Consider the following 22176-nt stretch of genomic DNA (forward strand, 5'->3'; position numbering starts at 1 on the left):
CTTCCATCCCTCCTTGCGAAAGGAGGGATGAGGGGGATTTTTCATGCTGCCTGTTGTCTCTTGCCCGGATGAGGAGCCCCGAACCCTTCTCTCAGAAAGAGAAGCTCAGGCTCACCCCGCCGTATAGATAATTGTCTTCCTTTCCGTTCTTGCTGCGGCCCTTCATCTCGTTCTTGGCGTCATCGGAGAGAGGAAACACCCAGGACACCGTCGGGGCGACCGTGATGTGCTGGAAGAGCGCGATGGGCAGTGACGCCGTGATGACCCCGTCATGGATATTGCTGAACTTGTCCGTCGTCGGCCGTGCATTGTCATCGAACTTCGGATAGGTGGTGGCATCTTCGCTCTTGAGGTAGCTCACCGAGCCGGCGAGCTTCAGCCCGACCGCCTTGGTCAGCTCGAAGGTGTGGGAGACCCCGAACAGGATGTACCACTGGTGGTAGTGGTCGATCTCCTTGTACACGGTGAGCGTCGGGCTCAGCAGGATGTTGCCGGCGAGGCTGACGAACAGCTCCTGGGAATCGAGCGGGTCGGCGGCACCGGAGTACGGGGAATTCAGAGAGTAGTAGATGTAGCCCAGCCCTGCCGTCACGGGCCCGAATGCCCGGCTGTAGGACAGGGTGAGATCCGTCTCGGTCCAGTTGCTCGAATAGGAAGCGTCGGTCGGCGAATAGGGGTTCGTGTCCAGGTTGCCCCACAGGTTCGCGGTGAAGCCCTTGTACCCGACCGTCATGGACGGCTGGATGACGAGGCTGTCCCTGGTCTGCTGTTGCCCGCGCCAGATGTAGGCGCTGAGGGCGGACACGGTGAAGTCGGCCGTGGGCTTTTCTTCCGCTGCGGCCGCGGCGGGCTTGGCATCCTGGGCCATCGCCTCGGTCAGCACGCTTGCCGCGATCCCAAGAATGAGCAGCGACACGATCATCAGCCTGACAATGCGATCCAATAGAGCCGTGGTCATAGAGATATCTCCCTTTCAAGGTTTTTTCGAGCCGGCAGAGCGTCTCGGCACGAAAAAGGTGCCCGTCCGCCTTTTCCGGAAGCCGCGCGATGGAGGAGGGAGCCGCAGGCCCTGCCGAAGGGGGAGGCGGCAGGGCCGGCGGCTCGAGGGTGCTCTCGTCGTCGGCGTTCGGGATCACCTTAAGAACAAGGCTTGTGCCACAAGGGAGAAAAGGCGGGAAAAATATGATAAGTAATTGATTATGAAATTAAAATTCGATTGCCGGAGAAACTCCGGCAGTCTTGCAGGAGCGGAAATAATGCCACATGTTTGTCTCTAAATATCATTAATGATACAAATATGTATGATACAAAACAGATATTACAGGAAATGTCGCAAAAAAGGGCGGCTGAACGTCAGCCGCCCTCCCGTAGACCGAATTCACGACCGTATCGAAGTGAAGGTGCGCGGAGCTCTTCGATTTCACGAACTCCTGATTTCCGCTGCTTGCGGCTGTGCGTTCGAAAAGCGCCGTCACCCAGTTCTGGCAGGATGCGCACGGTTTCGGGCCGGTGTTGCGCCGATCAGAACCAGTGGTCCGATTTCTTCTTCGCCTCGTACTCCGCCTTCAGGGCCCGCTCTGTGGCCTCGGAGATCAGGTCCACGCTCTTTGTCCACTCCTCGAACCGGATATCCACGCCGAAGACGCCCCGGATCTCGTCGTGCTCGTCGACGATCGGCGCCGAGACAGTGATGCAGAGGGCCCCGGTCATCTTGGAGATGTAAAAGTCCGTGACGTGGATCTTCCCTGACTCCATGGGACGGATGAACCACTCGCGGTTCGAGTAGTCCGTGCCGACTCCGAAATTCTCGTACTTCGACCGGTCCGCGATGTGGGTGATGTTCCGCGTGATCTTCCTGCCGTTGGTGTCCACGACGTAGGCAAACTGGATGGACGGGTTCTCGTCGATGAACTGCTGCATGACCGGCTCCTGCAGCTCCGGGTTCATCCCCTTCATGACGGGGTGCTCGATCACCTGCTGCACCACCGCCACGGCGGCCTGGGCCGCGCGGTACTTGATCTTCTCGAGATCGGACATGAAGAGCTCGGGCAGGAACTTCCGCACGACCTTCTCCATCTCGTCGTTGGAGATGCTCGTCATCCGGCCCCCCTCGTACTGCTTCATGACCCACTTGTGGATCGCCGAGATGCCGGGGTGGCGCTTGTCGATCGCCTCTCCGTTCTTGAGGTCCAGCCGGGAGTTGATCCAGTGGACGATGCCCGCCTTTCCCGACTTGTCGGTGATCTCGAGCATGATGGGGCGCTTGAGGATCTTGGCCGTGTCGAAGATGTTGTAGATCTCCTCGTTCTTCACGAGGCCGTCGAGGTGCACGCCGGCGCGCGTGACGTTGAACTCGGAGCCGACAAAAGGATAGTTGGGCGCGATCTTGAAGTTCATCTCGCGCCGGACGTAGTCCGCGATCTCCGTGATCACCGTCGTGTCGATCCCGTGGTTTTCGCCGTGCAGCTGGATGTACTCGAAGATGAGCCCCTCCACGGGCGGATTGCCCGTCCGCTCGCCGATGCCCATCAGGGTGCCGTTGGCGGCGCTGCAGCCGTAGAGCCAGGCCGTGGTGGCGTTGATCAGGGCCTTGTGGAAGTCATTGTGACCGTGCCACTCGAGCAGTCTGCCGGGGACGCCGGCATCCTCGATGAAGGCCCGGACGATCTTGTCGACGCTTCGGGGAAGGGCTGCCCCGGGGTAGGTGACCCCGTAGCCCATGGTGTCGCAAAGGCGGATCTTGACGTCGATGCCGCTCTGCTCCCGGAGCTTCATCAGCTCGATGGCGAAGGGGATCACGAACCCGTAGATGTCCGAGCGGGTGAGGTCCTCGAAGTGGCAGCGGGCGACGATTCCGGCCTCGAGGATGGAGCGCACCACGTCGAGGTACATATCCATGGCCTGCCGGCGAGTCACGCCCAGCTTGAGGAAGATGTGGTAGTCCGACACGGATGTGAGGATGCCCGTCTCCTTGAGGCCTGCGGCCTTCACGAGGGGGACGTCCTCCTTGACGGCGCGGATCCAGCCGGTGATCTCGGGGTATCGCAGGTTCATGCTGCGGCAGGCATCCAGGGCCTCCCGGTCGCGCTGGCTGTAGAGGAAGAACTCGGTCTGGCGGATGACGCCCCTCTCGCCCCCGAGGCGGCTCAGCATCTTGAAAAGATCGGCGATCTGCTTGACCGTGTAGGGCGGGCGGGCCTGCTGTCCGTCCCGGAAGGTCGTGTCGGTGATGAAGATCTCCTCGGCGGGGCTCATCGACACGAGCTTGTGATCGAAGACGATCCTGCAGACCTCGTCGTAGGGGAAGACGTCCTTCTGCAGGTTGGGCTGCTCGACGTCCTTCAGCTCGTAGCGCCAGAATTTCGTATGCTCGTGATCGAGAACCCTCTTTTCCTTGTTCCACCTGGCCATTTCACTTCTCCCTGCTCTTCCGTTGAAAAATGGATGCCGAAGGGCCTGCGCCCTCAACCCGCTGCCGCCGAAATAAAAAGGGAGGGAACGCCTTGATGTTCCCTCCCTTGTCTCTTCCGCCTGGATAAAATGGATTCAACTTGTCATGGAGGGACCATGCCGTGCCGGTTCGCCCGCAGGCCGCGGTTCTCCCGCCGTCGGGCGCTGCATGCCCGGGTTGTCAGCAGAACGGCGGTTCATGATCCCGTGCGTCATGCCAGTTGAATTCTCCTGTTACAGTCCCATAAAGAATCGTCAGGAGTTTGTCAATAGGTAAAAACGTAACCTTGCTGCCTCACTGGACGATCTTCAGCGACAGCTCCATGAGCTGCTCGATGCTCACCTTCGACGGCGCGTCGGTCATGGCGTCGGTCGCCTTCTGGGTCTTGGGGAAGGCGATGACGTCCCGGATCGATGGCGCGCCGGTCATGATCATGATCAGGCGGTCGAAGCCGAAGGCGATGCCGCCGTGCGGCGGCGTGCCGAACTCGAGGGCGTCGAGCAGGAACCCGAACTTGCTCCGCGTGTCCTCGGCGGTGAGCCCCAGCGTCTGGAAGAGTTTCCGCTGGACGTCGGTGCGGTGGATCCTGATGCTGCCGCCGCCGATCTCGGTGCCGTTCAGCACGAGGTCGTAGGCCCGGGCTCGCACCCGTGCGGGGTCCGTGTCGAGCAGCGGGAGATCCTCCGGCACGGGCGACGTGAAGGGGTGGTGCTTGGCCACGAAGCGCTTCTCCGTGTCGCTGTACTCCAGCAGCGGAAACTCGACGACCCACGTGAAGGCGAGCTGGTCAGGCTTGATGAGGTCGAGCTTGCGGGCCACGTGGATTCGCAGGTTGGCCAGCGCGTCGTTGACGATGCCGGGGGTGTCCGCCACGAAAACGATCAGGTCGCCCTCGCGGGCCTCCATGGCCCGGTTGAGGGCCTCGACCTCTTCGGGCTTGAGAAACTTCACGATGGGCGAGGTCCACCCGTCGGCGTTCACGCGCGCCCAGGCGAGCCCCTTGGCGCCGAAGTCGGCCACGAAGTTCGTCAGCCCGTCGATGTCCTTGCGGGAGAGCCTCCGGTTGTCTTCGATCTTGATGGCCTTGACGATGCCGCCGCTTGCCGCCACCTCGTTGAACACCTTGAAGCCGCAGCCCCTGACGAGCTCCGTCACATCTCGCAGCTCCATGGCGAAGCGGGTGTCGGGGTTGTCCCGCCCGTAGCGCTCCATGGCATCCCCGTAGGTGATCCGCGGGAAGGGGATCTGGAGCTCCCGGCCCGTGCCGGCCCTGAAGATATGGGCCATGAGGCCCTCCATGGTCGAGATGATGTCCTCCTCGTCGATGAAGGACATCTCCACGTCGATCTGGGTGAACTCGGGCTGGCGGTCCGCCCGGAGGTCCTCGTCACGGAAGCACCGGGCGATCTGGAAGTAGCGGTCGAAGCCCGCGATCATGAGCAGCTGCTTGAAGGTCTGCGGCGATTGCGGCAGGGCGTAGAAGGTCCCAAGGTTCACGCGGCTCGGCACGAGGTAGTCCCGGGCCCCCTCGGGAGTGCTCTTCGCGAGCATCGGCGTCTCCACCTCGACAAACCCCTTCGAGATGAAATACTCCCGTGTCGCGGCGGCCACGCGGCTCCGCAGGATGATGTTTTTCTGCAGCTCGGGCCTGCGCAGGTCGAGGTAGCGGTACTTGAGCCGGATGTTCTCCGAGATGTCCGTCTCGGCGTCGAGGACGAAGGGAGGTGTTTTCGCCTCGTTGAGGATCTCGAGCCTGTTCACCATGACCTCGACGTCACCGGTGGCCAGCTCCGGGTTCTCCATGCCCTCGGGGCGCCTGCGCACCGTCCCCTTCAGGGCCAGGACGAACTCGCTGCGGATCCGGTGGGCCTCCCGGTGGGCTTCGGCCTGGACCTCGGGGTTGAAGACGACCTGGACGATGCCCTCACGGTCGCGCAGATCGACGAAGATGACACCGCCGTGGTCGCGGCGGCGGTGCACCCATCCCATCAGGACCACTTCTTTCCCCGCATCGGCGGCCCTGAGATGGCCGCAGTAGTGTGTTCTCTTGAGTTTCGTGATGAAGTCTGACAAGGGTTTTACCTCCCTTTCATATTAGGAGAAGTTGGGAAGTTGAGAAGTTGTGAAACTTGGGTGAGCCGAATGTCAGCGCAGGCTGATGCTCTCCGAACTTCCTAACTTCATGGCTTCTGCACTTCTATTCATGAAGAGGCTCTTGCATTCGATCCTTTCGTGCAATGCACCGATCAGGTCTTCGAAAGAATGCGCAGCAGCTCGTTCTCGGCGTCATCGAGCCCCACAGGCTGCTGGGAGCTGTCCTTCATGTTCCGCAGCAGGGCCTTCCTCTCCTGGAGTTCCCGCTCGCCGAGGATGAGGGTGTAGCGGCATTTCAGCCTGTCGGAGCGCTTCATCTGGCTCTTGAGGCTCCGCGCCCCGTAGTCCGTCTCGACGAGGAGCCCCTTCATCCGCAGGCGGTTGCAGAGCAGGAAGGCATGGTCCTGCGCCTCCTTGCCGAGGGCTGCGATGAAGAGATCGGGCGCCGCGATGACCTTCTCGTCGGGGATGGGGGCCACGGCGACAAGCCGCTCCAGGCCGACGGCAAAGCCGATCCCGGGGCTCTCGGGGCCGCCAAGGTCCTCCACGAGCCGATCGTACCGGCCTCCGCCCGCGATGGCGTTCTGCGCCCCCAGGGCACCCGTCGTGACCTCGAAGGCCGTCTTCGTGTAGTAGTCCAGGCCTCGGACCATCCGGGCGTTGACCTCGAAGGGGGTATCGAAGCGCCTGAGGCAAGACTGGACCTCGTCAAAGTGCCCCCGGCACTCCGCGCAGAGGAATTCGATGAGCAGGGGGGCCGAGGTGACAACCGCCTTGCACCCTTCCACCTTGCAGTCGAAGACGCGGAGGGGATTCGCCGAGAGGCGCCGCCGGCAGTCTTCACAGAGGCCTTCCTGCCTCTCGGCCAGATACGAGCGGATCACGTCCCGGAAGGCCGGCCGGCAGGCCGGGCAGCCCAGGGAATTCACCTCGAGGCGCGCGTCCGCAACGCCGACGCATCGGAGAAAGTGCATGAGCATCAGGATGACCTCGGCATCCATGCGCGGGTCCTTCGAGCCGAGGAGTTCCGCGTTGATCTGGTTGAACTGGCGGAACCGGCCCTTCTGGGGCCGCTCGCGGCGGAACATGGGCCCGATGGTGTAGAGCTTCACCAGGGATTCCGATGCGTAGAGGCCGTGCTCGAGGTAGGCGCGCATGACCGAGGCCGTCGCCTCGGGGCGCATCGTCAGGGACTCGTCGCCGCGGTCTGTGAAGGTGTACATCTCCTTCTCGACGATGTCCGTCGTCTCGCCGATGGAACGCTTGAAAAGCTCCGTCTTTTCGAGGATGGGCAGAATGATTTCCCTGAAGCCGAAGGCCCCGAAGACTGCACGGGCCTTCGCCTCGACGTGCTGCCATTTTTCCGATTCGCCCGGCAGGATGTCCTTGAACCCGCGAACGGCGGTGATGATCTTCATGAAGCTGATGCATCCGACTGCGAATTTTGAAATTGACTAGCTAACACATTGATTCCCGAAAGGCAATAGGAATCATGGGCTTTTGAAGGGCACGACCTCGTAACGCCGCCCGTCCGTGGTGATCCGGAGGGCCCCGTGAAGGTCGGTGCGCCAGACAGCGGCCCCCGTGCGGCGGTACCGCTCGAGGACATCCTCCCGGACGGGGCGGCCCGCGCTGATGACGATCGCTTCGGGGCGGACGGCCCTCAGAAAGGGTCCCGTGCCGGAATAGGCAGAGCCGTGGTGCGGCGCCAGGAGGACCCCGCTTTGCAGCGCTCCGGCGCGGGCCAGGATGCTCGGCTCGGTCGCCGCCCCGATGTCGGAGGGCAGAAGAAAGGAGGCGTCTCTCCACAGCAGCTGCAGCACGAGGGCGCGCTCGTTGGTTTGCCGTTCGCCGGGGACCTCGCCGGGCGTAAGGGCTTCCGGGGGGTTCAGGATGCGGATCCGCACCTCGCCCAGGTCTATCGGGGGGGATTTCGACGTGAGGATGCGGGGGGCAATCCCCCTCTGTCCCATCTTTTCCACCAGGGGGGCGCCCCAGTGGACCCGGGCCTCATCGCCGTTTGACCACACCTCCTCCACGTCGAAGTGCTCCAGGATGAACGGCAGACCGTTGACATGGTCGGGGTGCGGATGGGTCAGGACGACGGTGTCGATCTTCCCGATCCGGCTGTGCCAGAGAAACGGCGCAACGACGTAACGCCCCATGTCGAATCGATCGTCATAGAACCCGCCGCCGTCGATAAGCATCCTCTTCCCCCCTGGGAGCTCAACCAGGGTGCTGGATCCATGTCCCACATCCAGGAACGTCACCCGGAGTGTTTCCCGGTTCCCAGGCTTGAGGGAAAACCACGCGGCGTGGCCCGCGAGGAAGAAGACCGCCAGCGCCAGCACGGCCGCCGCCCTGCGCGGCGTTCGAAAGAACAGAACGCCCCCCTCACGCCTCCCCGGGAGTCCCAGCATCAAAGCCGCCGTGAGGAGGATGACGTAGCAGGCCGCCACCTCGGCGAGCGAAGGGGTCGTCAGGACCGAGGAAGACCAGGGGAGCGAGGCGAGACGGCCGTTGAAATCGAGGCCCAGTCGGGCGAACCACACGGTGAGGTCGATCAGGGGGGCCGAAAGGGTCTCGGAGATGGGCGCAATGAGGACGAGCAGCAGCGAGAGCGGCAGGACGACAAAACCGAGGAGCGGCACAAGGACCAGGTTGGCCGCGAGGGTGATGTTGGGGACCCGGTTGAAGTAGTACACGATGAGGGGAAGGGTGCCCAGGGTGGCGGCCGCAGAGACCGACAGGAAAAGGGTTACGTTTGCCGCCGCATGCCGCATCAGCTGCACCATGTGCGCCCCCGGCCTCCTCTTCCAGGCCGCCAGGCGCTCCGTGATTCCGGGCATCAGGAGCAGGAGGGCCGCGACGGCCGCGAAGGAAAGCTGAAAGGAGATGTCGAACAGGGCCGCAGGGCAGAACACGAGGATGGCAAAGGCGGCAAGGGCCAGGGTGTTGGGGAGATCCCTCGCGCGGCCCATCAGGACGGCCGTGAGCAGGGCCAGCGTCATGAGAAGGGCCCTCATCGTGGACATGCCGAGGCCGGCCACGAAGGCATAGGCCGCGACGGGAAGGAAGGCAAAGAGGGCGGATACTTTCTGGATGTTGAGGCGAAGCAGCAGGTACTCGGATGTTTTCAGCAGGGTTCGAACAACGAAGAAGGCGATGAGGGCGATGATCCCGACGTGAAGGCCGGAGATGGCCAGAATATGGGCCGTGCCGGTCCGCGCGAACTGATCGAGAAGCTGACGGGGCATCTCGCTCTTCTCGCCCAAGGCCAGGGCCTGGATCAGGGTCCCCTCGGGAAAAGGGGCCTGCGAGCGGATGCGGTCACGGATGCGGGTCCGGAAACGCTCGAGGGTTTGCCTCCAGGGCAGCCCCACCCCCTCGCGGATGATGACGATCTTCCGCGGATCGTCCACGTGGCCCCTCACCCGGATTCCCTGCAGCCGCAGGTGACGCGAGTAGTCGAAGGCCCCGGGGTTGGCGAAACTGCGCGGGTGCTTCAGGCGGACTGCCGTCCGGACGTAATCCCCGTACTTGAAATCCCGCGTGTGATCGCCGACGGAGAGCAGCAATCTCCCGCTTGCGCCGTACGGCACGCCACCGCACTCGACCCTCACAACCTCGAGAACAAGCGAGGTCCGGTCCTCGGAGAGTCTCGGGTTTTCGGCGACCACGCCGTCGAGGACGATTTTCCCCTTTTCCGCCCAGTGGACGACGTGGTCCGGAGCGGGCTCCCCGTAGAGGATCGGGCCCAGCCCCAGGATGCCCAGGGCGACGAAGCCGACAGCGGCTGCGATGAACGCAGCCGTATGGCGGCGGGCGGCGAAGAAGACCAGCGAGAGGGTGCCCCCGGCGGCGAGGGTGGCCAGCGCCCATGCACTCGGGACAGGAAAGGCGAAGGCCGTCACGATCCCGGCGATGAAAAAAACAAGTAAGAGAGGAAGGGGGCGCTTGATCACCTGCCTTGCCTTGCCCGGGACGGAGTGTGCCCGTGGTGCGGTCGCCCTGCTGCCGCTCAAGCTGCAGTCGGCCCGGCCGAACAGGAAGGAGGTGTGCGTACCGGATGGGGAAGGACAAACCACAAACGAAGTTTCCTGTCAATGGGGAGAGACAGGAAAGGCTAAAGATTGCGGGAAATGTGACGAAAGTAACAGGTGTAACCTTTTCCCGCATAATTGCGGCCCGCGGAGGCAGGAGACTTCAGGGGGACCCTTTCGCGCGATGACGGAAGCGCATCTCTCCGAGCTGGACCAGGCAGAACGAAACACGAGGTGGATCGTCTTTTCGCGGCTTGCCGTGGTGTCCTATTTCCTCGGGGTCATCGTCTACATCCAGTTCCGTGCCGTCGGGAAGCTCCCCGAGGAGTACCTCTGGATCAGCTATTCCCTGATTTCCGTCATCTATGCATTTTCCGCCCTCTGCCTTGCCATGCCGAGGACGGCGCGGCGGCGCCGGTTGCATCTGGCCGGCCAATCCTTCTTCGACGTGGTCTTCGTGACGGGGATCGTCCTTCTGACGGGCGGCATCGACAGCGTCTATTCCGTGCTGTACTCGCTGGTCATCATCTACTCGACCCTCTTCCTGGGCCGCAAAGGAGGCCTCTCGATCGCCGCGCTTTGCAGCCTGAGCTACGTGCTGGTCGTCAACCTGGATTGTTCGGGGACCTTCGAGTTTCTCTACGACGAGGGAATCGTTTCCAGGGGAGAGCTGACCCGAGGCTACATCCTCACCCGGGTGACGACCCATGTGGCCTCGTTTTTCATCATGGCTCTCCTGGCGAGCTTCGTGGTGGAGCAGGAACGCAGGACCAAGCGCCTGCTCGCGGAAAAGGTCACGGCCTTCGACCGGCTCGACCTGCTGCATCGCAGCATCATCGAATCCATCGACACCGGCATCCTGACGGTCAACCTCGTGGGTCAGATCCGCTCCTTCAACCGTGCCGCCGAGGAGATTTCGGGCTTCACCCTCGGGGAGGTGTTCAACCGCAGCGTCGAGGAGATCTTCCCGGGTGTTTCGGCCGTGATTGCACAGGCGGGGCCGGACGAGGGGGTTCGGCAACGGAGGCGCTTCGAGATCGTGATCCGGAGGAAGTCAGGCGAGTCCGTGATCCTGGGCATCTCCGGGTCGCCCCTCTACGAACGGGGCGTGAAGATCGGCAGTATCCTCATCTTCCAGGACCTGACTGCGTTCAAGGCAATGGAGCGGGAGGGCGAGAGAAACAAGCAGCTTGCCTTCATCGGGCAGATGGCGGCGGGGCTTGCCCACGAGCTGCGCACCCCGCTGCAGTCCATCAGCGGCTCCATCCAGATCCTCCGGCGCGACCTCAAGCTCGAACCGACGGACGAGCGTCTCATGCAGGTCATCCTGCGGGGAAAGGACCAGATGGAAAGCCTCGTGCGAAACTTTCTTCTCATGGCGCGCGCCAACCGGGGCAGCCGGTCGGTGACGGACATCGGCAGGCTCGTCGAGGACGTGACCGAGTCGCTCACCGTGGGAGCCGACTGGAACCCGAGGGTAGAGCTGCGAAAAGAACTGGGGCAGGGGCTCAAGGTGATGGGCGACCCTGCCGAGATCCGGCAGGTCCTGTGGAACCTCATGATCAACGCGATCCAGGCCATGCCGGAGGGAGGGACCCTCACCGTGACCGCCGCGCCCGAAGGTGAGAACGGTTCGTCGCGCGCCGTGAGAGTCGAGATCGGCGACTCCGGAAGCGGCATCGCACCGGACCAGCTCGAAAAGATTTGGGAGCCCTTCTACACGACCAAGGAACGGGGCAGCGGCCTGGGCCTCGCCATCGTGCGGCGGATCGTGGAGAGCCACGGCGGTTCGGTCGAGGTGCAGAGCGAGGTCTCCCGGGGAACGCGGTTCGCCGTCCGATTTCCCCGGATTGCGCCGGAGGAATCGGATGGTACCGGCGAAGAAGGGCATCCGGCACGGCATGCGGCTGCGGCGGGTGCCGCGCAATCAATAATAAGAGGTGACCATGGAGCGGATTCTCGTTGTCGATGATGACCGGGGCATGCAGGACATGCTCGACATCATGCTCTCCCGCGAGGGATACCAGGTTGCCACGGCTGACGACGGGGCTGCGGCGCTGGAGATCATCCGAAAGAAGAAATTCGACCTCGTCATCACGGACCTGAAGATGCCGCGCGTCGACGGGATCGACCTGCTCAGGGGCGTCAAGGAGGCGGCGCCGGAGACGGCCGTCATCCTCCTGACCGCCTTTGCGTCCGGGGAGACGGCCCTGGCCGCGATGCGCGAGGGGGCCTATGACTACGTCGAGAAGAACTTCAATGTCGACGACCTGCTGACGATCGTGCGCGACGCCCTGGAGAAGAGGGAGGCGGAGCGGAAGCAAGCGACCGCGGCCCCGCAGGAGGGAAACGATACCCGCTATTTCGGCACCATGGTGGGCCGCAGCAAGGAGATGCAGAAGGTCTACGCCCTGATCAGCAAGGTCGCAGACACGCCGGCCAACGTTCTCCTGCTGGGCGAGAGCGGTACGGGCAAGGAGCTGGTGGCCCGGGCCATCCACGGCAACAGCGCCCGGAGGGCAAAGCCCTTCGTGGCCATCAACTGCGGGGGCATCCCTGAGAATCTCCTGGAAAGCGAGCTGTTCGGGTACATGAAGGGCTCCTTCACGGGGGCCTTTGCGGACCGGGCAGGACTCTTCGAGGTCGCCCGGGGCGGGACGATCTTCCTCGACGAGATCGCCGAACTGCCCGTGGTTCTCCAGGTCAAGCTCCTCCGTGTCCTGCAGGAGCGGACGATCCGCCGTATCGGGGGCTCCGAGGACATCAAGACCGACGTGCGGATCATCTCCGCCACGAACCAAGACCTGCAGGAAAAAGTCAGGCGCGGCGAGTTCAGGGAGGATCTGTACTTCCGGCTCAACGTGATCCCGGTCCGCATCCCGCCGCTGCGGGAGCGCAGGGAGGACATCCCCCTGCTCGTGCAGCACTTCATCGAGAAATACACCCGGGAGTTCGGGAAGGAAATCAAACGGATCTCCGCCTATGCCCTGGAACTGCTCATGCGCTACCCCTTTCCAGGGAATATCCGGGAATTGGAAAACATCATTGAACGCAGCGTCGCCCTGGAGAGCTCGAGCATCATCCTGCCCGAGAACCTGATCATCGCGGAAGAGGGAAACAGCGCGGCCGCAGCGGCCGGATGCGCAGGGGAATTCCCGGAAGGAGGCATCGATCTGAACCGTGAGCTGGAACGGTTCGAGCGCGAGATCATCCGCAAAGCCCTCGAGAGGGCCAAGGGGTCAAAGACGAAGGCGGCCTCGCTTCTCGGCGTGAGTTTCCCGAGCCTGCGGCACCGTCTCGAGAAACTCGGGATGGAGGGCGGCAACGGGGATGGAAAGTGATGGGAAGCAGCAGGGGCTGATGAGAATCAGCAGCTTCCCCAGGCCTCGTCATTGTGACCGTCACGGGAAAAAGATCGTCATTGCGATGTAAGTAATTGATATTTATGTTGATATTATTACTCTGCCAGAGGCTTGAAAGCTGGCACACGAAATGCTTATTCACGGTCAGAACGGAAAAACACGGCAGGGAGGGTGAAAAAAGAAAAGCAGATCGGTCTAAAGTACTCCGGCAATCGGGCGATAATGAAAGCTAGAAGTTAGAGAACATACAAAAGAAAATCGAACGGGAGGTTATCATGATCAGTTATTTCGCGAAGAAGAGAGGCAAGAAGGGCTTCACGCTGATCGAGCTCATGATCGTCGTGGCCATCATCGCCATCCTGGCGGCCATCGCAATCCCGCAGTTCACCTCGTACCGCGTCAGGGGCTACAACACGGCGGCCCGCGCGGACGTGAAGAACGCCTACACGGCGGCTCAGGCCTACTTCAGCGACTGGCCCACCGCCACGGTGACGGTCGCGAGACTGCAGGGCGCAGGATACACCCAGTCCACGGGCGTCACGCTGACGGTTGTCAACGGGACGATGTCGGGCCTGTCGCTCACGGCGGCGCACAGCAGCGGTGACAGGACGTACACGATCAACGCCGCCGGAGCGATCAGTCCGTAACATCGGTCATCTCGAAGCACTCTTCGGCCCGGGTGGAAGGGATCCCCTTTCACCCGGTTTTTTTTTCGACTCCGGGGCATCACGCTGCCCGGAGGTAATGAAGATCGTCAGCAGGTGATGAGAATCATCAGCTTTCGCGAACCACGGTGGTGTCGGAAGAAAAGTTGCTCATCGGCTAAGATGCCGATATCAATGCTGATTTTATTATTTTGATCTAGCATCGCAACATGGCACCGAAGTTGCCTTGTCGTGGATGAGCGGTCATGACGCGGCAACGGAGGCGGAAGGTCGACAATCGGGTTCAAGGTTTTCCGGCCCATGTCGATAAAGGGTATGAGAGACGTACAGCAAGATCATTGAGGAGGTCATTATGTTGAGTTACTTTGCCAAGAAAAGAGGGAGGAGGGGTTTCACGCTGATCGAGCTCATGATCGTCGTGGCCATCATCGCCATCCTGGCGGCCATCGCAATCCCGCAGTTCACCTCGTACCGCACCAGGGGCTACAACGCGACGGCCCGCGCGGACGTGAAGAACGCCTACACGGCGGCCCAGGCCTACTTCAGCGACTGGCCCACCGCAACGGTGACGGTTGCGAGACTGCAGGGCGCGGGATACACCCAGTCCACGGGCGTCACGCTGACGGTGGTCGACGGGACGATGGCCGGCCTTTCGCTCACGGCGGTTCACGGCAGCGGCGACAGGACGTACACGATCAACGCCTCCGGAGCGATCAGTCCGTAACGTAGGTTACCTCAAAGCACTCTTCGGCCCGGGTGGAGGGGGTCCCTTCCACCCGTTTTTTTTTCGTCCGTCGCCGATATCCGGCACGTCCCGGTCGCACCGGCGGGTGATGACGTGCGCGCGGGCGCGCTTCTTGCTTTATGGGTAGGGGCAATCGGGATCGCCGATATCCACGGGGAAATGCGATCCATCAACAACAGAAGAAAACTGCACAGTTCTGCGAAGGGTCGGGTTGGATACGAACGGCACCGCGTACGAGAGTGATGGCGGCACGGCAACGTTTCTTTCGCCGTGGGGCGAACGACGGATGAGGAACTACCTGCTGGTCGGCCTTCTTGCGGCGGCTGTTCTCGTCCTGTACGGTCCGGTCTCGTCGTTCGAATTTGTCTACGATGACGATCTCTACGTTGCCAGAAACAACCACGTGCTGAGGGGACTGACGTCTGACGGCGTCCGCTGGGCCTTCACGACATACCACGCCGGCAACTGGCACCCGCTCACCTGGCTTTCGCACATGGCCGACGTCGATCTCCACGGGGTGCACGCGGGCGGCCATCACATCACGAATGTCCTGATCCACCTCGCCAGTACGGTCCTGCTGTTTTTCGTGATCTCCGCCATGACGGGCGCGACGTGGACCAGCGCTCTCGTGGCGGCGCTCTTTGCCGTTCATCCCCTCCATGTGGAATCGGTTGCCTGGGTCTCGGAGAGAAAGGATGTGCTGGGCGGCCTCTTCTGGATCCTCACGATGGGCGCCTATGTCCTCTACGTCAGGCGGCCGTCGCTGCACCGGTACGTTCTGGTGCTGGTCTCGTTTGGTCTGGGCCTGCTGTCGAAGCCTATGGTCGTGACGCTTCCTTTCGTGCTGCTGCTCTTGGATTACTGGCCCTTGAATCGGCTGTCGGGGACCGCCACCGGTTTCGAACGGCGCGTTCCGCACGGATCTGTGCCGGTCAGATCAAATGCTCTGCGGCTCGTGGGCGAGAAGATCCCCCTGATCCTTCTCGCCGTCCCCATCTGCATCGTCGCCGTGGCAGCCCAGAGGAGTGCGGGGGCCCTGCTGACCCTGGAGAAAATCCCGATCGGGGAGAGGGTCGCCAATGCTCTGGTGTCCTACGCGGCGTACCTGGGAAAGGCTGTCTGGCCCGTTCACCTTGCCGTTTACTACCCCCACCTGGGGATGCCGCCGGCGTGGCAGATCGCGTCGGCGGCGATTCTGCTTGCAGCCCTGAGCGGTGTCGCGGCGATGAAGGCCCGGGAAATGCCCTTCCTGGGCGTGGGCTGGCTGTGGTACCTGGGCACGCTGGTTCCCGTGATCGGGCTCGTCCAGGTCGGCTCCCAGGCCATGGCGGACCGTTACACCTATATCCCCCTGATGGGAATCTACCTGGCCGCGGCGTGGGGGGCGAAATCGCTCGTCGAGAGGCATCCCGGGCTGAGGCGGCCCGCGGCGGCCAGCGTTTCTCTTCTGCTGGCGGGGCTGCTGTTTCTCACTTCAAACCAGGTCATGACGTGGCGGACGGGCGTTTCGCTCTTCGAACATGCCGCCGCGGTGACGGGCGTGAACCCCGTGGCGCACAACAACGCGGGGGCCGCCTACCTGGATCGGAACGACTGCGGAAAGGCTGTGCCGCATTTTCTGAAGGCGATCGAACAGAAACGGGATTATGCATCCGCCTACTGCAACCTGGGCATCTGCGCAGGCCGCGAAAACCGTGTGGAAGAAGCCATGCGGCACTTCGCGCAGGCGATGGCCCTCGAACCGGGTTCCGCGAAGCCACGGATCGAGCGGGGGCTGCTGCAGGCGGGACAGAAAAACTTCGATCAGGCAAGGGAGGATTTCCTGGAGGCGCTCCGAATCGACCCGAGTCTCGACGGCGCGCACACGAACCTGGGAATGATCTACCTGCAACAGGGCAACCTGCGAGATGCGGAGAGGCACCTGATCGAAGCCCTGCGCCTCAACCCCCGGAGTGCCGAGGGGCTCAACAACCTTGCCTTTCTCCGCAACGCGCAGGGCCGTTCGGGTGAGGCGATCGACTGCCTCCGGAAGGCCCTGGCCCTGGCGCCCGGGCATCCCCAGATCGAGCGGAATCTCCAGATCCTCACGAGTGCGGCCCAGCGGCCGTGATCGGAACGAAGCGATGCGAGACCCATCTCCGCAACACGACGCCGGCGGGAACGGAACCGCGGGAATCGGAAAAGGCCCATCACCCGCAGCGCCTGGGCATGGCCTGCAGCGGGCACTCTGCCTGCTGATGGCGTGCACCCTTGCCGGCATCCTGGCGGTGGAGGTTCTCCTGTGTCTGCTGCCGCCCGCGTCGCGCGATGCCCTCATCCACCACCTCGCCATCCCGAAGCTCTGGATCCGGCACGGGGGGTTCTACGAGATCCCTTGGTCCAATGAGAGCTACTTCCCGATGAACATCGACCTCCTGTACCTCGTGCCGCTCGCCTTCGGCTGCGACGTGGTGCCCGCCCTGATCCATATGCTCTTCGGGTGGGGGACGGGATATCTCGTCTACCGGTATCTCAGGCGCCATGAAGGTCGGATGTGGGCCTTTCTCGGTTTGCTGATCTTTGCGAGCACGCCGATGGTGATGCGCCTGTCCGTCACGGCATATGTGGATCTCGGGATGGTCTTCTTCACGACGGCAAGCGTCCTGAGCTATGTCCGCTGGAGGGACGGCGGCTATGGGCAGACGAAATGGCTCCTTCTTTCCGCTGTCTGCATGGGCCTGGCGGCAGGCACCAAATACAACGCGTTCATCCCCTGGGTCGTCCTCAACGGGACCGTCTGCTTTCTGTATGCGCGCGACACCGGGAGGCAACTGCAGGCCGTGCAGTGGGGAGGGCTGTTTTTTGTCGTTGCCCTTGCCGTCGTCTCCCCGTGGCTGCTGAAGAATCTCATGCTGAAGGGAAACCCGGTCTATCCCCTGCTGGACGGCCTGTTCACCTTCATCCACGGGGGCCGCGAGCCGGCCGCTTTCCTGGTTGCGGGCGATGCCGGGCAGGGCGGCTTCAACATCTTCCGCAGCCGGTTGATGATGTACGGTGAGGAGGCCTGGCAGATCCTGCTGCTGCCTGTCCGGATCTTTTTCGAGGGCCGCGACCACTCCCCGCAGCACTTCGATGGCGTCCTGAACCCCCTGCTTGCCCTGGCGGCCCCCTTCGCGTTCGCCGGGGGGCGCAAGGGGCACCGGGGGCTGTTTCTCGCGTTCATCGCCGCCGTCTTCTGCCTGACCGCGCTGACGGCGGACCTGCGCATCCGATACATCCTGTCCACGTTGCCGTTCATGACGATCCTCGCCGTCATGGGGATCCGCAATGCGGTGGAGTGGCTGCGGGCCCGGCGGCATCGGGCGGGTGCCGCTGCCGCGGGGGTCGCCGCCGCAGGAGTTGCCGTGCTGATCGTCCTGAATCTGGTTTACCTGGGAAATCTGGTTGCAGGCGTGGGGCCCATGCCGTATATTCTCGGCGAAGAATCTCGGGACGAGTTTCTGTCCCGGCAGGTCGGAAGCTACCGGGCCGTGGCATACATCAATCGGAACCTGCCCCAGGATGCCGTTGTCTGCCTCCTGTACCTGAGCGGGCGAGGGTACTACCTGGAGCGGGACTACATCCACCATGCGGGGCTCGAGGCAGGCATCGTGAAAGCCATGGCGCGGTTCTCGGCGGATCCTGCGGCTATGTCGGGTTTCCTGAAATCTCTCGGGGGGAGCCATCTCCTGGTGCAGGAAGCGCTCCTGGCGAAGGCCTTGGAAGACAACATCCCCGCGGAAACCCTGCGGGGCGTGCGGCAGATGCTTGCCGAGAGCCTGGTCAAACTCTACGAATCGAACGGCCACGCGGTCTATTGGATCCGCTGACGGGGTCACGGCGGGACGCCGCCGCGGCCGGGGGGTGGGCATGTTCGCGGGGAAGAAAGTCGTCGTCGTGATGCCCGCGTACAATGCGGCGCAGACCCTGCGGGTGACCTACGACGAGGTCATGGCGCAGGGCGTCGTCGACCGGGTCATCGTCGTCGACGATGCGAGCCGCGACGAAACCGTCGCGCTTGCGATGACGTTGCCGAACGTGCGGGTGCACCGGCACCCGGAGAACCGGGGGTACGGGGCCAACCAGAAGACCTGCTACCGGCTCGCCCTCGAGGAGGGCGCCGACATCGTCATCATGGTGCACCCCGACTACCAGTACACCCCGAAACTGATCCCGGCCATGGCCTCGCTCATCGGCAGCGGCCTCTACGAGTGCGTTCTCGGCTCGCGCATCCTCGGGGGCCACGCCCTGCGCGGCGGCATGCCCCTGTGGCGCTATGCGGCCAACCGGTTCCTCACCCTGTTCGAGAATTTCTTCACGGGAGGCAAGCTGTCCGAGTATCACACGGGCTACAGGGCCTTCTCAAGAAAGGTCCTGGAGGAACTCCCGCTCGACCGAAACTCGGACGACTTCATTTTCGACAACCAGATGCTCCTGCAGGTGCTTTGGTACGGCCACCCGATTGCCGAGATCAGCTGCCCCACGCGCTACCGTGCGGACTCCTCGTCCATCAACTTCCGCCGCAGTGTCCGCTACGGGTTCGGCTGCCTCTGGATGGCGGTTCTTTTCGGGCTGGCCCGGATGGGCGCAGCCCGGACACCCCTCTTTCCCCGTGGAGCGCAGAAAGCACGTTGAGCGCATCGCCACGCCGGCGGCATCCGCAGGTCCCATGCATGAAAGACCCAAACGAGCTCCCGTCCGACAGGACCGGAGCGGTTGCCGCAGAGCCGGCAAAATAGCCGTTGCCTGCCCAACCTCCTTTGCGATAAGAGGGACGGCATGGAATCGGCCGCGGAGGCCGTTGCGTGTCGGGAGGGCAGGGATGCCGGCGGACAGAAAGGCGGAATCGGCCCTGGTCGAGGAGTATCTCCATTTCCTTGCCGTCGAGAGGGGAGCGTCGCTCAACACCCTGGAGGCCTACAGCCGCGATATCGGGCAATTCCTCGATCATGCCCGGGCATCCGGGGCCTCATCCCCCCTTGCCGTGAGCCCGGAGCACGTCACGGCGTTTCTCGGGGCGCTTCGCGGCCAGGGACTCTCGTCGGCGACCATGAACCGGAAGCTGGCCGCGATCCGGGGGTTCTACAAGTACCTGCTCCGCGAGGCGCACGTGAAGGAAAACCCGCTGGCCCGGGTCGAGACGGCACGGACCTGGATGCGCCTTCCCGGCGCGCTGAGCCGCGAGGAGATGGAGACCCTGCTCGGCCAGCCCGCGGAGGCGACCCCGGCGGGCGTCCGGGACCGGGCGATGCTGGAGCTTCTGTACGCCACGGGGATCCGCGTCTCGGAGCTGGCGACCCTGACCCTGAACAGGGTGAACCGGCAGATGGGGTTTCTCGTCACCGTCGGCAAGGGGCGCAAGGAGCGGATCGTGCCCGTCGGGCAGTCGGCCCTGGGGTGGCTCGGGCGATACATCGAGCAGGCCAGGCCCGTCTTCCTGAAGAAAAAGACATCGAACGCGCTCTTCCTCAACCGCTCCGGCGAGCGGTTCACGCGGCAGGGGCTATGGAAACTGATCAAGAAATATGCGAGAATGGCCGGCCTCGAGCGGAAGGTGCACCCGCACACCTTCAGGCATTCCTTCGCGACGCACCTGCTCGAAGGGGGGGCGGACCTTCGTTCGGTCCAGGTCATGCTGGGGCATGCGGACATCTCGACGACGCAGATCTACACCCACGTGACGCGGGAGAGGCTCAAGGAGGTCCACAAACGGTTTCATCCGAGAGGGTGAACCCGCGGCGCACCCATCACAACGCGGTCCACAGGTTAAACGTCAACCATGGATTACTACAAGAAGGATGAGCGGAGGGAACGCAGGCTGCGGAAAGAGAGAACGGGCCGCCCGCTGATGCCCGTTGCGGCCGCCTTGGCTGGCGTCCTGGTCATCGTCGGGCTGGGCTTGCTGATCGCCTTCTACGGGGAGATCTTCACCGTCAAGGGGATCAGGGGTCTCGTGCGGGTCAGTCTCCTCGGCAGGCCGCCCGCCTTCCATTACCTCGTCATCGAGCGCAACGGCAGCGACGAGCGCATCGCGTCCGGCGATACCTTCGCGATCACCTACCGGGACGAATTCATCGTCAAGAAGGTCTCCACCGATTCCCTCTTTGAAAGGAACATCACCGTCGACGTGGAGGGCCTGGGCGGGTCAAACGACCTCAAGGTCCTTCTCAAGGCCGTCGAACTGGTGGATGCGGCGATGAGCGCTTCCGCGAGGGAGGCCCTGCGCGGCAAGCCCCTGCCGCCCTCTGCCATCAGGGTCCGCTACGGCGAACAGGAGATCGGCACCGTGCCGGTCCGCATCGATCTGACGCCGCAGGACTGGCTGCGCTTCGCCAGGAACCCGGCCCATGCGAAGTGGCAGGCGCAGGCGCTCGAGAAGGCCCTCAGCATGAACCCGGACGACACGGCGCTTCGAAAGACCCTGGCCGAGCAGTATCTCGAATCCGGGAAGATCGACCTGGCCATGGCCCAGTACCGTGCGGTGCTGGCCCGGACGCCCGATGACGTGTCGGCCCTCTCCGGGCTGGCACGCTGCCACGTCGAGAAGAAGGACTACAGCAGCGCCCTGCCGTTGACGAAACGGCTCACCGAGCTCAACCCGAAGGATGCAGGCGCCCATGCCGTCGGGGGGTTCCTGTACGGGAAAATGGGCAAGTGGAACGAGGCCGTCAAACACTACGAGACCTCGCTGCGGCTCAAGCCCGGCGACGCCATGGTCCATTTCAGCCTCGGCGGGGCCTACGAGAAGACGGGGAAACTCGCATCGGCCGTCAGGGAGTACGAGGCGGCGTACAACCAGCTGCCCAACGACCAGCGGGTCGCCCAGGCCCTCGCCGATGCCTATCGGAAGGCGGGCAGGGAGAAGGACGCGGCGCGGATCTACGGGAAGCTGGTGAAGAAGGACGGGAAGGACCCGGGCGCGTATGCGAGCCTTGCACAGGCCCACGGCAAGAAGGGGCAGGTCAAGGAAGAGATCGAGAACTACAGGAAGGCCATCGCGCTTCAGCCGAAGGACCCCATTCTCCACTACAACCTCGGCGTGGCCTATGACAAGGCCAAGCGTCACAAGGAGGCGCTCGCGCAGTACGAGAAGGTGCTGCGGCTCAAGCCCGACGACCCGGATGCCGCGGCACGGATCGCGGAGCACTATTTCCGCGGCAAGCGTTACAAGGAAGCCGTCGACGCCCTGAACCGGATCAAGAAGACGGCCCCGAAGAACCCCCGGATCCATGCGGATCTCGGGTTTGCCTACGGGGAGTTGAAGCGGTATCCCGAGGCGGAGGCCAGCTACAAAAAGGCCCTCCAGCTGGGCTCCAACGACCCCAATATCCATCTGAATCTCGCCGCCATCTACGAGAAGCAGGGGCGCGGCAAGGAGGCGGCAAAAGCCCTCGAAAAGGGGGGCAAATCGGGGAAAGCCTCCACGGAGGCCCTCGAGCGGCTAGGCGCACAGCAGATGAAGGCCAAGCAGTACGACGCGGCGCTCAAGACCTACCGGCAGATTGCCGCCGCCGACCCCAAGCGGGGGCTTGCCTATGCCAACATGGGATACATCCACAGCCTCAAGGGGCAGACCGACAAGGCCATCGAGAATTTCAGGCTCGCCGTGCGGTACGACAAGGAGGACGAGGGGGCCTGGCTGGGCCTGGGGGAGGCCTACGAGAAAAAGAAATTGTACAAAGAGGCCCTCGAGGCGTATAAGGCCGCCTATCAGATCAACCCCGAATCCCGCGCGGCGGAAAGGATCCCGCAGTTGAGAATCCGGATGCTGGAGGAAAAGCACCGGGAGTAGGGCAGG

At 63.2% G+C, this 22176-nt stretch carries 14 protein-coding genes; 9 read left to right on the forward strand and 5 right to left on the reverse strand.

Going from position 1 to position 22176, the window contains the following annotated elements:
- Positions 1 to 91: 91 nt before the first annotated feature.
- The 5 genes from HPY67_00610 to HPY67_00630 all read right to left on the reverse strand — a co-directional run bounded on the left by HPY67_00610 (position 92) and on the right by HPY67_00630 (position 9510).
- Entirely contained in the window at positions 92 to 958 is an 867-nt protein-coding gene (locus HPY67_00610; protein ID NPV03225.1) for a hypothetical protein, read from the reverse strand.
- A gap of 563 nt (positions 959 to 1521) precedes the next feature.
- Positions 1522 to 3411 carry a histone-lysine N-methyltransferase gene (locus HPY67_00615; GenBank protein NPV03226.1) on the reverse strand — a complete coding sequence of 630 codons (1890 nt, stop codon included), beginning with the start codon at positions 3409 to 3411 and terminating at the stop codon, positions 1522 to 1524.
- A gap of 334 nt (positions 3412 to 3745) precedes the next feature.
- Positions 3746 to 5524 (reverse strand): aspartate--tRNA ligase, encoded by a 1779-nt coding sequence (aspS, locus tag HPY67_00620; protein NPV03227.1) that lies wholly within the window; start codon positions 5522 to 5524, stop codon positions 3746 to 3748.
- Positions 5525 to 5697: 173 nt separating this feature from the next.
- Positions 5698 to 6963, reverse strand: a complete 1266-nt coding sequence (locus tag HPY67_00625) for a histidine--tRNA ligase (GenBank protein ID NPV03228.1) — start codon at positions 6961 to 6963, stop codon at positions 5698 to 5700.
- Between the two features lie 72 nt (positions 6964 to 7035).
- Positions 7036 to 9510, reverse strand: a complete 2475-nt coding sequence (locus tag HPY67_00630; protein NPV03229.1) for a DNA internalization-related competence protein ComEC/Rec2 — start codon at positions 9508 to 9510, stop codon at positions 7036 to 7038.
- Between the two features lie 262 nt (positions 9511 to 9772).
- Between HPY67_00630 and HPY67_00635 the strand changes: the two genes are divergently transcribed.
- The 9 genes from HPY67_00635 (at position 9773) to HPY67_00675 (ending at position 22170) form a co-directional block, all read left to right on the forward strand.
- Positions 9773 to 11560 carry a PAS domain S-box protein gene (locus HPY67_00635; protein NPV03230.1) on the forward strand — a complete coding sequence of 596 codons (1788 nt, stop codon included), beginning with the start codon at positions 9773 to 9775 and terminating at the stop codon, positions 11558 to 11560.
- Positions 11535 to 12929 carry a sigma-54-dependent Fis family transcriptional regulator gene (locus HPY67_00640; protein ID NPV03231.1) on the forward strand — a complete coding sequence of 465 codons (1395 nt, stop codon included), beginning with the start codon at positions 11535 to 11537 and terminating at the stop codon, positions 12927 to 12929. The genes HPY67_00635 and HPY67_00640 overlap by 26 nt, the downstream gene beginning before the upstream one ends.
- 296 nt (positions 12930 to 13225) lie before the next feature.
- Positions 13226 to 13597, forward strand: a complete 372-nt coding sequence (locus HPY67_00645) for a prepilin-type N-terminal cleavage/methylation domain-containing protein (protein ID NPV03232.1) — start codon at positions 13226 to 13228, stop codon at positions 13595 to 13597.
- Between the two features lie 370 nt (positions 13598 to 13967).
- Positions 13968 to 14339 carry a prepilin-type N-terminal cleavage/methylation domain-containing protein gene (locus HPY67_00650; protein NPV03233.1) on the forward strand — a complete coding sequence of 124 codons (372 nt, stop codon included), beginning with the start codon at positions 13968 to 13970 and terminating at the stop codon, positions 14337 to 14339.
- Positions 14340 to 14646: 307 nt separating this feature from the next.
- Positions 14647 to 16470 (forward strand): tetratricopeptide repeat protein, encoded by a 1824-nt coding sequence (locus HPY67_00655; GenBank protein NPV03234.1) that lies wholly within the window; start codon positions 14647 to 14649, stop codon positions 16468 to 16470.
- A 127-nt stretch (positions 16471 to 16597) separates the two neighbouring features.
- Positions 16598 to 18208, forward strand: coding sequence for a phospholipid carrier-dependent glycosyltransferase (locus HPY67_00660; GenBank protein NPV03235.1), 1611 nt, complete (start codon positions 16598 to 16600; stop codon positions 18206 to 18208).
- Positions 18209 to 18248: 40 nt separating this feature from the next.
- Positions 18249 to 19013, forward strand: coding sequence for a glycosyltransferase family 2 protein (locus tag HPY67_00665; GenBank protein NPV03236.1), 765 nt, complete (start codon positions 18249 to 18251; stop codon positions 19011 to 19013).
- Between the two features lie 187 nt (positions 19014 to 19200).
- The gene (gene xerD, locus HPY67_00670; GenBank protein ID NPV03237.1) at positions 19201 to 20109 is read left to right on the forward strand and encodes a site-specific tyrosine recombinase XerD; all 909 of its coding nucleotides are present in this window, start codon (positions 19201 to 19203) and stop codon (positions 20107 to 20109) included.
- Positions 20110 to 20157: 48 nt separating this feature from the next.
- A complete protein-coding gene (locus HPY67_00675; GenBank protein NPV03238.1) occupies positions 20158 to 22170 on the forward strand; it encodes a tetratricopeptide repeat protein in 2013 nt (670 codons plus the stop codon).
- Positions 22171 to 22176: the final 6 nt, after the last annotated feature.

It is taken from the genome of Syntrophaceae bacterium (assembly GCA_013177795.1).
Taxonomy (GTDB): Bacteria; Desulfobacterota; Syntrophia; order Syntrophales; family UBA2192; genus UBA2192.

Excerpts from the sequence above, each read along its gene's own strand:
- HPY67_00675 (NPV03238.1), top strand. The coding sequence starts at position 20,158 with ATGGATTACTACAAGAAGGATGAGCGGAGGGAACGCAGGCTGCGGAAA.
- HPY67_00635 (NPV03230.1), top strand. The coding sequence starts at position 9,773 with ATGACGGAAGCGCATCTCTCCGAGCTGGACCAGGCAGAACGAAACACG.
- HPY67_00660 (NPV03235.1), top strand. The coding sequence starts at position 16,598 with ATGGCGTGCACCCTTGCCGGCATCCTGGCGGTGGAGGTTCTCCTGTGT.
- HPY67_00645 (NPV03232.1), top strand. The coding sequence starts at position 13,226 with ATGATCAGTTATTTCGCGAAGAAGAGAGGCAAGAAGGGCTTCACGCTG.
- HPY67_00665 (NPV03236.1), top strand. The coding sequence starts at position 18,249 with ATGTTCGCGGGGAAGAAAGTCGTCGTCGTGATGCCCGCGTACAATGCG.
- HPY67_00625 (NPV03228.1), bottom strand. The coding sequence starts at position 6,963 with ATGAAGATCATCACCGCCGTTCGCGGGTTCAAGGACATCCTGCCGGGC.
- HPY67_00655 (NPV03234.1), top strand. The coding sequence starts at position 14,647 with ATGAGGAACTACCTGCTGGTCGGCCTTCTTGCGGCGGCTGTTCTCGTC.
- HPY67_00615 (NPV03226.1), bottom strand. The coding sequence starts at position 3,411 with ATGGCCAGGTGGAACAAGGAAAAGAGGGTTCTCGATCACGAGCATACG.
- HPY67_00610 (NPV03225.1), bottom strand. The coding sequence starts at position 958 with ATGACCACGGCTCTATTGGATCGCATTGTCAGGCTGATGATCGTGTCG.
- xerD (NPV03237.1), top strand. The coding sequence starts at position 19,201 with ATGCCGGCGGACAGAAAGGCGGAATCGGCCCTGGTCGAGGAGTATCTC.
- HPY67_00650 (NPV03233.1), top strand. The coding sequence starts at position 13,968 with ATGTTGAGTTACTTTGCCAAGAAAAGAGGGAGGAGGGGTTTCACGCTG.
- HPY67_00640 (NPV03231.1), top strand. The coding sequence starts at position 11,535 with ATGGAGCGGATTCTCGTTGTCGATGATGACCGGGGCATGCAGGACATG.